Below are 12,433 nucleotides of genomic sequence, written 5' to 3' on the forward strand. Positions count from 1 at the left end.
TCGGTCATCTCAGTGAGCCCAGATCCATCCGTGGTTCGATCTCGCTCTGCGGCAACAACTCCACCTCTTCGAGCGCTTGCCGAAGTTGTTCTGCCGAGTCCATCATCAGAGCGCCGCTGCGTCCCATGTCGGTGGGAAGGTTGAGAATTCGGCCTTGCGTCACGGCATCCATCGAGCGAGTTGCGGGATTCTCGGTGAGTAGAGCCAACTTCGCTTCGAATGCGCCGGAGCCATCTCCGGTATCGGTGAGGACGATGATATCCGGGTTCGCGGCGGTCACCGATTCCCAAGACATCTTCGGACTCTTCTCGTCGACGTGGTCGAACACGTTACGCGCCCCCGTCACGTCGATGATGGACGTGAACAAGTGGGGATTCCCCGCGCTCGACACACCTTCGTTCGACACCGAGGTGACGTACATGACGGTGGGTGCGGTAGCTGCCCGTGGGGCCGATTCCATCTCCTCGCGACGCTGCTGCAACTCCTCGATCTTTTCCGCGGCTATGTCGTCGTGGCCGACGATGCTGCCGATGTTCGACAGATCGGCGTATGCCTCATCCCACGGGGACATCGCCTCCATCGAACCGGGAAGGCATGTCGGGGTGACTGTGTACGCAGGAATGTCGAAGTCGTCGTTCAGTCGTTCCGGCGTGATGTTCTTTTCCACGCTGAAGCCCCAGCCGTGTCCTGCCATCACGACATCGGGGCGCTGAGCCTGGATGGTTTCGAGATTGAAGGACTCCTCGGATGTCATGGGTAAGGCGTCGATGCGCTCTGCGCCGTACATGCCGCGAAGCTGGTCGAGCCGTGAATTGCGGATACCGCTGATCGCCGTGATCCGGTTGTCTGCCTCCAGTGCAAGCAGATTCAACAGGATCTGGCTGTCGTTGGCGTAGATCGCGGTTGCGGGCGATGGGAAGGTGAGTTGCTGTCCGCAGTTCTCGACGGTGACATGACCGTCCGGGGAGGCAACGTCGCTGTCGGTGCCGCTGCTACACCCGGCGAGTGCCACAGTGGCTGCGAGGAGGCCGACGGCGAGTGATGCGGGCGCCGGTGTGCGCGACCGCATCGTCGAACGGGACTTCGGATGATCAGGCATGGTTCTCCGTTGGTGGTCGGATCCCTGCTGCATCGGAGCCGAGCACCAGGTGCTGTCGTCCGGTCGCGGGATCGGTGAGTTGGGTTGCAGGAACAGAAAAGACGCGTGCGACAGTTGCCGGGGACAGGGCATCGTGCGCGTCGGCGCATGTTTCGAGCGTGCCGTCGTGAAGCACGGCGACCCGGTCGAAGTGCGACGCGGCGAGTGTGAGGTCGTGCATTGCGGCCACCACCGTGCAGCCGAGACCGCGCAGGGTCTCGAGTAGATGGATCTGATGACGAATATCGAGGTGATTGGTTGGTTCGTCGAGGATCAACAGGGTTGATTCCTGTGCGAGTCCTCGGGCAAGCATCGCGCGGCGTCGCTCGCCGCCGGAGAGTTGATCGCAGCGGCGGTCGACTGCATGGGCCAATTCGACGGTGGCCAGCGCGCGGAGCGTCACTTCCCGGTCCGATTCCTCTCCCAAAGACCATGGAGATCGGTGGGGGATGCGGCCCATGGAAACCATCTCGCCGAGCAGTAGATCCTGAGGCGGTGTCTCCTCCTGACCGACATAGGCGATCGTTCTGGCCCGCGCACGAGGTGGAAGGGAATAGAGGTCCTGGCCGTCGATGGTGATGGTTCCCTCGGCCGGAGCGCGCAAGCCTGCGAGGGTCCGGAGCAGCGTCGACTTGCCGCTTCCGTTGATTCCCACCAGGGCGATCATCGCGCCGTCCGGAAAGTCGAGGTCGATGCCCGACAGAATGTCCGTTCCGGCGATCCGGCAGCCGATGTTTCGCATCTGGATATGCATCAGTCACCGTCCGAGAAGCTGTAGTGTCGCCGTCCTAGCAGGAAGAGGAACACCGGCGCCCCCACGAGGCCGGTCATCACGCCGAGGGGGAGTTCCTCCGGGCTCAGCAGCACCCGCGCTGCGATATCGATCCACAGCAGGAACAGCGCGCCGCCGAGCGCAGCGACCGGGAGAACGACCCGGTGGCGCGCACCTACCAGGAGCCTGGCGAGATGCGGCATGATCAGGCCGACGAATCCGATGCCACCGGACACCGAGACCAACACACCCACCAGGATCGACGACAATGCGAAAAGTCCGAGCCGAAGCTTCTGGACGGGCACGCCGAGCGCTCTGGCAACGTCCGGTCCGCTCGCCAGCGCATCGAGCCACGAGTGGATCGCGAACAGAATGACGGCGGACGCGACTACGACAAGCAGTGCAGGAAGAATCTGTTTCCACATCGAGCCCGCAACGCTTCCGAGCGTCCAATGCAGGACCGAGCGAACGGCATCTCGGTCGTCGCTGAGGAACACCAGAAAACTGGAGACGGATGAGAACGCCGAAGCCATGACCACACCGGTCAGAATCAGCCGAAGTGGTGTCAATCCGCCCTGTGCCATGGAGACGCCGAAGACTGCGGCGCCGGCCACCATAGCGCCGAGCAGTGCGCCCAACGACAGGGCCCACACGCCGAGTGTGGTCAGCACGCCGAACATGATGACGAGTGTGGCCCCGACGCCGGCACCTGCCGAGATCCCCAGAAGATATGGATCGGCGAGGGGGTTTCGCACCAAAGTCTGCATCGCGGCGCCGGCCATGGCCAGACCGGCGCCGACGATCAGCGCCATCAGAATACGTGGAGCTCGCAGTTCCCAGATGATCGTGTCGTACACCGGATCAGGACCTACACCGCCGGTGAAGTGGGCTCGCACGACGTCCCACGTGGCGGAGAAAGGCACCGGCTCGGACCCGAAGGTCAGCGACAGGAATCCGCTGGCAACTACGGAGACGCCGAGGAAGACCAGGAGCGGGATCGCCGGAACCCGAGTGGGTCGCGGCGATTTCGCGACCTCGAGCACCTCAGCTGCCCGACGGGGTCGATTCGATTCCCGATGGAGGAGTGAGAGGGACCCCCGGCGCGGAGATGGGGGCATGAATGGGCATGGCAAGGTAACTGATCTGGGGGTGCATCGTTCGTTCTCTCGTATCAGGGGCCCAATCGCGAGGCCCGAGTCTGTGATTCGGCGAGCCAGCAGGTTTTCGGACTCAGGATCGTTCCGACAGGACGCCTTCCCAGACCGTTTCCGGTCCAGTGGCACGTGCCCTGTCGGTCACCTTCACCGCTGCGCGACAGCTCCGGATTCTCACCGGATTCCCTTTGCGTTTCCGACGCATGATCTGCGTCAGGGTTGCGTCTGACTCGTGGAGAACGTAACACAGGCGTGACAATGGCCGTGAGTTCGGATCCCCTGTGCGAGATTCCGAGCCCACGGCCATTGTCACGCCGGTGACTGCTCGTCAGAGCAGCGCGTCGAGCGCCTCGGTGATCGGGGTATCGCCGTTGTTGAATTCGATGGTACGACCCGCGGTCTCGGGACGTTCGAGCACCGCAGCGACGACGGCAGCGACATCGGCGCGCGACACCTGCCCCGTGTCGCTCGCGCCCTGGCCACCGATCTCGATCTGCCCGGTGGGCGGGTCCAACGTCAGCGCGCTCGGCCCCAGAATCGTCCATTCGAGATCGGTGCCCCGCAGATGCGCATCGGCGGCGGCCTTCGCCTCGGCGTAGGGATGGAAATTGTTGTCCTCCGGTACGCCGTGATCCGGCCGAGCCCCGAAGTACGACACCATCACGTACCGGCGCACGCCCGCTTCCTGCGCGGCCGTCATCGACTCGATCGCTGCATCGCGGTCCACGGAATACGTGCGGGCGGGGTCGCCGCCGCCGGCGCCTGCAGACCACACCACCGCGTCGTGCCCCCGCAGCAGTTCGGCGAGCGCCGTGATGTCGAGTTGTTCGACGTCGGCGACGACCGGTGTGGCACCTGCCGCTCGTACGTCGTCGGCGTGGTCGGGGTTGCGGATGAACGCACTGGTCTCGTGGCCGGCGTCGGCAAGCAATCGCTCGAGATGGAGTGCGACCTTGCCGTGTCCGCCGAAGAGTGCGATGCGTGCCATGTCGGGTGCTCCTTGGTATTCGGGATCAGTGCCGCCTCCCAGCATGCCTGCCTGCCCGGGTCCGTGTGTCCGAACCACGTCAGCGCAGCCGTTCGAGTGCCGCGTCGACGAGATGCTCGGCGATCGCCATCGACGACGTGGCTCCGGGGGAGGGTGCATTGCGCAGGTCGCGCCACGAGCCGTGGATTCCACCGTAGGTCTCGCGTCCGGGCGAGAGAAATGCGTTGGGCCCCAACATGACTTCACCGTCGATACGCTTCGTCAGATGCACCCCGAGGAACGGGTAGCGAGGGTCGGGCACCGGATGGATCAGGCCACGAATCTTCGAGGCGGCCGCGGGTTTCAGCAGGCGGTAGTCGCCCGCATCCGTCACCTCGTCGGCGAGCGCGCGGCTGACTGCGGCGTAGTCGATGATCGCGGTCTGCGGTGAATGCAGCGCGGAGATGCCCACGGCGTGCGGCTCGATCGCCGTGATCTCGTCGGCACCGATTCGCCGGATGGCCGGGACTCCGTTGGCGGTCGCACGAGCCTCGATTGCGTCGAGTCGATCGAGTTCGGACTCGTCCAACGCGACGACGAGCTTTTCGCAGTCGTCGTACGGGATGCCCTTCTCCGCAACGAATTTCTCCAGCAGATCGACACCGCGCCGACACAGGCGAGCCTTCAAGCCCCCCAGGGTGTATTACAGGCCTGCTTGCACCACACCGCTGTTGTGACCGGTCTGGTGCGCTGCGAGTGACGACTCCTTCTCGAACAGGGTGACGTCGTGGTCCAGCACTGCAAGGCGGCGTGCCGTGGCGGCGCCGATGATCCCGCCGCCGACAACGGCGACGCGCAGCGTACTCATGGCGACACTCTATTCGCGTCGATACAGGGCATCCAGACGATGCAGGACTTGCGCCTCCACCAGGGGAAGATCCCAGAGTGGGACGCATGGACGACAACGCGCTGCCCTCGATCGGCCATCTTTCGGCGACGCCGCGGACTCAGCCCTTGTGGTCGGAGCTGTAACCCCAGAGCCAGTCGGTGTATTTGTAGCTCGACGTGTCGCGGGTGCGGAACAACTCGTTGCGCGCTTCACGACCTGCGCCGTCGAGGTGCCACAGATCGCCCCACATGCGACCGACAGTGAGGATGCGGTTGCACCGCGGTGCGCGCTCGGCGTTCACGTCGCGCAGGATCTTCGGCCAGTTCTGTGCGTCGCCGCGAAGGCCCTCAGCAGCGTAGTCGGCCAGGCACCTGGCGTCCTCGAGGGCCATGACCGCGCCAGATGCCAGATACTGCAGCGGCGGGTGGGCGGCGTCGCCGAGCAGGATCATGCGGCCGTCGACCCAGTCGTCGACCGGGTCGCGGTCGAACATCGGCCACCAGCGGTCGGTCCACAGGTACTTCAGGGCTTCCTTGACCGAGTCGTGGCAGTGGTCGTAGGCGTGAGCCAGCTCGTCCGGGCTTCCCCACTTCTCTTCGCCGCGCAGGAACGCGGGTGATTGGAAGACCGCGACCTGATTGAGCATCTCGCCGCCCCGCAGCGGGTACTGGATGAAGTGACAGCGCGGGCCGATGTAGCCGACGACGTCCTCGATCTCTTCCTCGAGGGGAACCTCGTTCATGGGGAAAGTACCGCGGAAGGCGACGTAGCCTGAGCCGACGGGCTTGTCGTCGTGAAGTTTCGGGCGCAGACGCGAGTGCAGGCCGTCCATGCCGAGAGCGACGTCACCGACGTGCTCGGAGCCGTCCTCGAGGATGACGCGTACCCGGTCGCCCTCGGTCACCACGTCGTTCACGGAGGAATTGACGCGCAGGTCTGCGCCGGCCTTGCGAGCAGCCTCCACGAGCACGGAATGCAGGTCGGAGCGGTGAACCACGAAGTACACGCCGCCGTAGTGCTCTTGGTACTCGCGCCCGAGATCGACCTTGGTCAGGATCTCGGAGGTGACGGCATCGCGGAAGACGAGGTTCTTGGGCAGGACGCCCTTGGAGATCACCTCGTCGTAGACGCCGAGCGATTGGAGGATGCGGCTACCGTGCGGTCCGATTTGAAGGCCGGCGCCGACCTCACCGAATTCGGGGGCACGCTCGAAGAGTGTGACCTCCGCGCCTTTGAGCGCCAACGCGAGAGCATTGGCGACGCCGCCGATGCCGCCACCGGCAATGAGTACCCGGGCGTCCTTCAGATCGGACATGAGACTCCTTCGGTTGTGTATTTCTCCACCTTCGGTGTGCGGTGCAATGTGGTGCAATAGAGTTCTGCTATGCAGAAGAAACCGGGTCGGATCGAGCGACCCACCTACGCCTTGGAGTCGGTCGACAACGCACTTCGCCTACTGCAAATGCTGCGCGATGTGGGCGCCCTGCGATTGAAGGACGCCGCCGACGAGCTCGGCACGGCGCCGTCGACCGCGCATCGTCTGCTCGCCATGCTGGTCTACCGCGGGTTTGCGGTGCAGGACGAGAAGCGGATCTACCATCCGGGGCCTGCAATGGGGGTAGGGCCTGCGCGGCAGGGGTGGACCCGCGAGTTCACCGAGCTCAGCAGGCCGCATATGGAGGCGCTCGCTTCGCTGGCAGGCGAAACGATCAACCTCGTCATCCGAGTCGGGTCGCAGGCGCGATTCCTGTGGACGGCGGAGACGGAATCGATCCTTCGGGTGGGCGATCGGCAGGGTCAGGTGCTTCCGGCCGAGCTCACAGCAGGCGGCCGGATCCTACTGGCCGAGCAGCCGCGCACGGTTCTCGAACAGTTGTATCTGCGACCGGCCGACGAACCGCACATCGATCGAGGTCGATCTCCCGCATACGAGACCGACCGGAGGATGGCGATCGGGGAGTTCGAGATGTTCGTCCACGAGCTCGATGCTGCGCGCAAGCTGGGGTTCGCCGTGAACGTCGAGAACACGGAGGAAGGCGTCGCGGCGCTCGGCGTTGCAATCCGCAACGGCAGCGGTCGGGCGATCGGAGCACTCACGGCGGCGATACCGATCAACCGGTACCGGACGCATCTGCGAGGGCAGCTGGTCAACCAGGTGCACGCCGCTGTTCGGGGTCTCCAGGTGGACGTCGCGGGCATCGAGCCCACCGAGTTCTTTCATTCTGGAGAGCAGAAATCTATTCCACTGCAGGAGTGACCGGACATACGTTGGGTGCACGCCGGACATGTGCTGCACGCGTGACGAGGAGAACAATGACCGCCACCGAACCCATCGACCCCGAGGTCCAGAAGCTCTACGACGACTTCGCCACCGAGAACCTCAATCCGCTGTGGACGCAGCTCGGCGACCTGATGCCGATGGCGCCGGCCTCCAAGGCTGTGCCGTTCGTCTGGAAGTGGTCGACGCTGTACCCGCTCGCCCAGCGCGCCGGCGATCTCGTGCCGGTCGGTCGCGGCGGTGAACGTCGCGCTATCGCACTGGCGAACCCCGGCCTCGGCGGCGTCCCGTACGTCACCCCCACCCTGTGGGCAGCGATCCAGTACCTCGGGCCGAAGGAAACCGCGCCCGAGCACCGCCACTCGCAGAACGCCTTCCGCTTCGTCGTGGAGGGCGAGGGCGTGTGGACCGTCGTCAACGGCGACCCGGTCGCGATGCGCCGCGGCGACTTCCTGCTGACCCCCGGGTGGAACTTCCACGGTCACCACAACGAGACGGATCAGCCGATGGCATGGATCGACGGTCTCGACATTCCGTTCGTCCACTACACCGACACCGGGTTCTTCGAATTCGGCTCCGACGGGGTGACCGACGAGAGCACCCCGGATATCTCCCGCTCCGAGCGGCTGTGGGCGCACCCGGGTCTGCGTCCGCTCGTCGGACTCGACCGCAAGACCAGCTCACCGATCGCGTGCTACCGCTGGGCCCACACCGACCGCGCTCTCGATGAACAGCTCGCACTCGAGGACGAGGGCTACGCCGCGACACCGGAACCCGGCCACGCCGCCATCCGCTACACCAACCCCACGACCGGCGGCGACGTCATGCCGACGATCCGCGCCGAATTCCACCGCCTCCGCGCCGGCGCGCACACGCGGAAGCGCCGCGATGTCGGTTCCGTGGTGTTCCAGGTCTTCGAGGGCCAGGGCCGCTTCCACCTCGGCGATCTGAGCCACGATGTCACCAAGGGCGACATGATCGTGGTGCCGTCCTGGACGGAGTGGTCGCTCGAGACCGACAACGGCGTCGACCTGTTCGCGTTCTCGGACGCACCGATAGTGGAACGTCTCCACTTCAACCGCACAATCATCTCCGAAGGAGCCTGAAACTCATGCGACTCGCCACTCTCCGCCTCGATGGCACGACCGCTGCCGTGAGGGTCGACAGCGACTCGGCCGCAACCGTGATCGACGGTTATGCCGACCTGTCCGCGCTGCTCGACGATGCAGACTGGAAGTCCGTTGCCGAGAAGGCTTCGGGTAAGACCGTCGACCTCGCGAACGCCGACTACGCACCCGTGGTGCCCAGCCCCGGCAAGATCGTGTGCGTGGGCCTGAACTACGCAACGCACATCTCGGAGATGGGCCGCGACCTCCCCGAGTTCCCGACCCTGTTCTCGAAGTTCAAGGAAGCCCTCACCGGCCCCTACGACGACGTGATTGTGCCCGAATACGCAGGCGCGCAGCTCGATTGGGAAGCGGAGCTCGCTGTTGTCATCGGCAAGCAGGCGTATCAGGTCAGCGAGGACAACGCTTCCGACTACATCGCGGGCTACTCGGTCATCAACGACTACACGATGCGCGATTACCAGTACCGCACGCTGCAGTGGGATCAGGGCAAGACCTTCGAGAAGAGCAGCGGTTTCGGGCCGTTCCTCGACACCGACTACACGCTCGGCACCAAGATCGAGACGATCCTCGAAGGCGAGGTCATGCAGTCCTCGAACACCCAGGACCTGGTGTTCACCCCGGCCAAGCTCGTCGACTACATCTCGCACATCGTCACGCTGCAGCCCGGCGACGTCATCATCACCGGCACCACCGGTGGCGTCGGCCATGCCCGCAAGCCCGCGCGGTACATCCAGAACGGCGAGACCGTCGAGGTCACCATCGAGGGTCTCGGCACCGTCAAGAACAAGACGATCATCAAATAGGAGAACCGGGCGTGGGATTCAACGATCTCGAACTCTCCGAGCGTCTGCTGATCGCCCGGCGCGGCACGGCATTTCTGTCGCAGCGGCTCGCGGAGCTTACCGATGACGAACTGGACGGGCCGACCCTGCTCGAGGGGTGGAGCCGTCGGCACCTCGTTGCGCACCTCGGCTACAACGCCGCGGCCCTGTGCCGGCTCATGGACTGGGCTGCAACAGGTGTCGAGACCCCGATGTACGCGTCGACCGAGGAACGCGGCCAGGAGATCGCCGAGGGATCCACACTGAGCCCCGCGGCGCTCCGGAACCTGTTCGCCCATACCGTCGCACGACTCGACGAGAAGTGGCGGAACCTGCCCGAGGCTGCGTGGCAGGCGCAGGTGCGCACCGCACAGGGGCGACTTGTTCCGGCGGAGGAGACCGCGTGGATGCGTACCCGAGAGGTGTGGATCCACGCAGTCGATCTCGACAACGGTGGCCGTTTCAGCGATTTCCCGACGGTCGTCCTCGAGTCTCTGCTCGACGACATCGTCGGAATGTGGCGTAAGAAGGATCTCGGTGCGGGTATTGCGGTCGAGGTCGAGGGCAACACCCCGGTTGTGGTGAAGGAGGACGTCGAGATCACCCACAAGGTGCAGGGTTCTCTTCCCGCTGTCGTGCGCTGGGCCGCAGGCCGGGGTGCGATCGGGGTCGAGGGTGGCGAGCTCACCCCTCCGCGCTGGCTCTGACCCTCGACGAAAGCGTCCATCCCGTGGGTGTTTCCGGTAGCGACAGCAACCGGAAACACGCACGGGATGTTCACGTTCGACGGCCCTCTACGTGCTGGAGGCCGGGGCGAGAACGATCAGCGAGGATCGTGCTCGCAGCCGACACCGTCGTTGTCGCGGTCGAGGCGCGGAGCGTATCCGGGATCATCGCGGTAGACCGGCGCAGCTCCGGCATTCCACGCCTCGGTGCAGTTCTTGAACCCGCCGCTCGGTGCCGACCGTGGTGCAGGGGCCGGTGCCGACTGCTGTGGAGCGGGTGCCGAGTGCTGTTCCGGCGCCGGGGGAGCAGGCAGTGCCGGGGGCGCAAACGGGTTCCACGAACCACTCGGAATCAGATCGGCCACACCTGTGGGGAGCAGATCGACCAGGGTGAACGCGTTCGCGGTGGCCGGAGCAGCGACCGTCAGAGCCAAGCAGCTCAGGGTCGCGGCAGTCAGGCGTCGGATCTTCATCGGTGTTGCCTTTCGAGTCATGTGCAGCCCATCGGGGGGAATGGGGCCTCGAAACGGGTATCGTCCCGTCCGCACAAAACGTTGCGAACGGGACGATCGGCAGAAAATGGTCTTGTCAGCGGAACGCGAGCTCCACGTCGGACGATGACGGCTGCCCATGTGTCGGATCGATCGCGGCGTGTTCTTCCGCATCGCGGAACGGTACGACGACCTTCGGATCGATTCGCATCACGGTGTAACCCGCTACAGCGCCGGCACCGAATCCGGGAGCGAAGATACGCACCGGCTTGTCGATGACACCGTCGCGGACAGCGTCGTGGATCGCGAGCGGGATGCTCGCCGACGACGCGTTGCCGACCTGCTCGATGTTGAAGTACAGGCGGTCGGCCGACAGTCCGGCATTCGCGGCGAGTTCGATGATCATCGTCTTGTTCGCCTGGTGTGGCACGATCAGATCGATGTTGTCGAGCAGCGACCCCTCCTTGCCGGACGGTGCGGGCAGTTCCTTGATCTCGTCGAGCATCTGCCCCAGGTAGCGACCGGCGAGCGACTTGACCTCGGGACCGTAGACGGTGATGAAGTTGTCGAAGTCGGGGTTGGGCCAGATGATCGAATTGACTTCGCTCGTCGGACCACTCGCGTAACTGTTGAAGTACTCGATATCGGTTTCCGCGCCTTCGTCTGCGGGCGACACGACGATCGCCGCAGCGCCGTCACCGAAGATCATGCGCGAGGGCCGCACGTTGCCGATCTTGTCGGAGAACTTCTCGACACACACCACCAGCACCGGTCGCTTGACCTGCTGCATGATCCGGGTCGCCTCGGCAAGGCCGTAGGGCATTCCTGCACACGCGGCAATCAGGTCGAACGACGCATGGCTCTGCGCGATGCCGAGTTCACCCGAGATCCACGTGGCGAGCGACGGGATCAGCCGCCCACTCGTGCAGGTGCACACGATGACCGCACCGATTTCCTCGGGGCCCACCTTCGCGTGCTCGACGGCCTGCTTCGCAGCGGACAATGCGAGATCCTCGAACGTGCCGGAAGTATAGCGGCGCTGTTCGATTCCGGTCTTCTGCGCGATCGATTCGGCCGTCATCGGCGACCAGTTGTACGCGGTGTTCCGGATCAGGTCCTCGTTGGTGCAGACCGTGTCGCCGTGTGCGACCGCGATAGCGTCGATGCGCGGCCGGACGGTGAACTCCTTGGCCACGTCGATGGCCGGGTACGGCTTCGCCGGGGGCACGGGTGTCGGGCTCGTGTAGCTCAGGCCCTTGCGGGACTTCCCGGACGTGGCGCGGTTGATGAAGCGCTGTACTTCGCGATCGCGTGGATGGAAGACGATCACGTAGTCGTCGTCCTTCAGTTCCGAGGCCTTGACGACCTCGAGATCGTTACGGTTGTACGGGTGCTGGTTGTGCAGCACCATCGACCACCGACCGAGAGCCTCGAGTTCGGCGACGTCCTCGCTGCTGTCGAGCACCTCGTCGTAGGTGTAGATCGGGAAGTTCGGATCGTGATTGCCGATCCGGAGCGTCATGTTCTCGTGGTGGGCGAGTAGTTGCTCGACCGTCGGCTTGACGGTGGGCAACGATCCCGCAATATGCCGACGGGATCCGAACACGTTGAACAGCCGTGCGAAGATGAGATTTTCGGCAGCGTCGTTCCAGGCGGCAGGCAATTCGTGGAAGGCGGCCTGGACGGCGGCCATCCGCTCGGCTGCGTCGGGCCACGGGGTGAGGATCGGCATGTAGATGTCGTCGCGGTTGCGGGGGACATCGGACCAACGTGTCGGAGTCTTGTCGAACATGGTGAGCGCGAAGCGATTTGCCCAGAACCCGCTCAGCGCCATGTCGCGCATGAGCTCGAACTTGGATTTGTACGCACCCTGGGCGCTACGCGAGAGGATTTCGGAGACCGAGGGGGCCTTCGTGTCGAAATCGCGGCGGATCACCGAGTCGAGGTGTTCCGGGCTGGTGAACGCCGAGAAGTCGAGGTCGGGAAAGAAGTTCGAGGGAAAGACGATCTTGCCGTGCCGATTGAGCTCGAAAGACTGCATGTGAAGAGAAACCGTTCAGTGGAATGT

The 12,433-nt window shown here is 64.6% G+C and carries 11 protein-coding genes, 1 pseudogene and 1 riboswitch; of the genes and pseudogenes, 4 read left to right on the plus strand and 8 right to left on the minus strand.

Features of this window, described 5'->3' with window-relative positions:
• Positions 1–4: 4 nt before the first annotated feature.
• From ACFWB0_RS02590 to ACFWB0_RS02615, 6 genes and pseudogenes are all read right to left on the minus strand, one after another.
• A complete protein-coding gene (locus ACFWB0_RS02590; protein ID WP_378488853.1) occupies positions 5–1,099 on the minus strand; it encodes an ABC transporter substrate-binding protein in 1,095 nt (364 codons plus the stop codon).
• Positions 1,092–1,892 carry an ABC transporter ATP-binding protein gene (locus tag ACFWB0_RS02595; protein ID WP_378488854.1) on the minus strand — a complete coding sequence of 267 codons (801 nt, stop codon included), beginning with the start codon at positions 1,890–1,892 and terminating at the stop codon, positions 1,092–1,094. Before ACFWB0_RS02595 ends, ACFWB0_RS02590 begins: the two co-directional genes overlap by 8 nt.
• Positions 1,892–2,953, minus strand: coding sequence for a FecCD family ABC transporter permease (locus tag ACFWB0_RS02600; protein WP_378488855.1), 1,062 nt, complete (start codon positions 2,951–2,953; stop codon positions 1,892–1,894). Before ACFWB0_RS02600 ends, ACFWB0_RS02595 begins: the two co-directional genes overlap by 1 nt.
• Positions 2,954–3,107: 154 nt before the next feature.
• Positions 3,108–3,309, minus strand: a riboswitch (cobalamin riboswitch).
• Positions 3,310–3,392: 83 nt separating this feature from the next.
• Positions 3,393–4,052, minus strand: a complete 660-nt coding sequence (locus tag ACFWB0_RS02605; RefSeq protein ID WP_378488856.1) for an SDR family oxidoreductase — start codon at positions 4,050–4,052, stop codon at positions 3,393–3,395.
• Positions 4,053–4,131: 79 nt separating this feature from the next.
• Positions 4,132–4,899, minus strand: a pseudogene (locus ACFWB0_RS02610) (FAD-dependent oxidoreductase).
• Positions 4,900–5,038: 139 nt separating this feature from the next.
• The gene (locus ACFWB0_RS02615; protein ID WP_378488857.1) at positions 5,039–6,235 is read right to left on the minus strand and encodes an FAD-dependent monooxygenase; all 1,197 of its coding nucleotides are present in this window, start codon (positions 6,233–6,235) and stop codon (positions 5,039–5,041) included.
• 69 nt (positions 6,236–6,304) lie between these two features.
• On the opposite strand from ACFWB0_RS02615, the gene ACFWB0_RS02620 reads away from it, so the two are divergent.
• The 4 genes from ACFWB0_RS02620 to ACFWB0_RS02635 are packed head-to-tail and all read left to right on the plus strand — an operon-like array spanning position 6,305 to position 9,856.
• Complete coding sequence (locus ACFWB0_RS02620) at positions 6,305–7,177, plus strand: IclR family transcriptional regulator (RefSeq protein WP_378488858.1); 873 nt, start codon at positions 6,305–6,307, stop codon at positions 7,175–7,177.
• 56 nt (positions 7,178–7,233) lie between these two features.
• Positions 7,234–8,304 (plus strand): cupin domain-containing protein, encoded by a 1,071-nt coding sequence (locus ACFWB0_RS02625; RefSeq protein WP_378488859.1) that lies wholly within the window; start codon positions 7,234–7,236, stop codon positions 8,302–8,304.
• A 5-nt stretch (positions 8,305–8,309) separates the two neighbouring features.
• Positions 8,310–9,131 carry a fumarylacetoacetate hydrolase family protein gene (locus ACFWB0_RS02630; protein ID WP_378488860.1) on the plus strand — a complete coding sequence of 274 codons (822 nt, stop codon included), beginning with the start codon at positions 8,310–8,312 and terminating at the stop codon, positions 9,129–9,131.
• 11 nt (positions 9,132–9,142) lie between these two features.
• Positions 9,143–9,856, plus strand: a complete 714-nt coding sequence (locus tag ACFWB0_RS02635) for a maleylpyruvate isomerase family mycothiol-dependent enzyme (RefSeq protein WP_378488861.1) — start codon at positions 9,143–9,145, stop codon at positions 9,854–9,856.
• Positions 9,857–9,972: 116 nt separating this feature from the next.
• On the opposite strand, the gene ACFWB0_RS02640 is transcribed toward ACFWB0_RS02635, so the two are convergent.
• Together ACFWB0_RS02640 and ACFWB0_RS02645 are read right to left on the minus strand one after the other, a co-directional pair.
• On the minus strand, positions 9,973–10,347 hold the full coding sequence (locus ACFWB0_RS02640; RefSeq protein ID WP_378488862.1) for an excalibur calcium-binding domain-containing protein: 375 nt from the start codon (positions 10,345–10,347) through the stop codon (positions 9,973–9,975).
• A 115-nt stretch (positions 10,348–10,462) separates the two neighbouring features.
• Positions 10,463–12,406 carry a ketoacyl-ACP synthase III gene (locus ACFWB0_RS02645; protein WP_378488863.1) on the minus strand — a complete coding sequence of 648 codons (1,944 nt, stop codon included), beginning with the start codon at positions 12,404–12,406 and terminating at the stop codon, positions 10,463–10,465.
• Positions 12,407–12,433 lie beyond the last annotated feature (27 nt).

Origin of the sequence: Rhodococcus sp. NPDC060086 (assembly GCF_042730275.1) — a bacterium.
Taxonomy (GTDB): domain Bacteria; phylum Actinomycetota; class Actinomycetes; order Mycobacteriales; family Mycobacteriaceae; genus Rhodococcus.

Bases quoted from the DNA above. Each gene is read 5' to 3' on its own strand.
- ACFWB0_RS02605 (WP_378488856.1), bottom strand. From the start codon at position 4,052: ATGGCACGCATCGCACTCTTCGGCGGACACGGCAAGGTCGCACTCCAT.
- ACFWB0_RS02645 (WP_378488863.1), bottom strand. From the start codon at position 12,406: ATGCAGTCTTTCGAGCTCAATCGGCACGGCAAGATCGTCTTTCCCTCG.
- ACFWB0_RS02595 (WP_378488854.1), bottom strand. From the start codon at position 1,892: ATGCATATCCAGATGCGAAACATCGGCTGCCGGATCGCCGGAACGGAC.
- ACFWB0_RS02630 (WP_378488860.1), top strand. From the start codon at position 8,310: ATGCGACTCGCCACTCTCCGCCTCGATGGCACGACCGCTGCCGTGAGG.
- ACFWB0_RS02620 (WP_378488858.1), top strand. From the start codon at position 6,305: ATGCAGAAGAAACCGGGTCGGATCGAGCGACCCACCTACGCCTTGGAG.
- ACFWB0_RS02640 (WP_378488862.1), bottom strand. From the start codon at position 10,347: ATGAAGATCCGACGCCTGACTGCCGCGACCCTGAGCTGCTTGGCTCTG.
- ACFWB0_RS02615 (WP_378488857.1), bottom strand. From the start codon at position 6,235: ATGTCCGATCTGAAGGACGCCCGGGTACTCATTGCCGGTGGCGGCATC.
- ACFWB0_RS02625 (WP_378488859.1), top strand. From the start codon at position 7,234: ATGACCGCCACCGAACCCATCGACCCCGAGGTCCAGAAGCTCTACGAC.
- ACFWB0_RS02590 (WP_378488853.1), bottom strand. From the start codon at position 1,099: ATGCCTGATCATCCGAAGTCCCGTTCGACGATGCGGTCGCGCACACCG.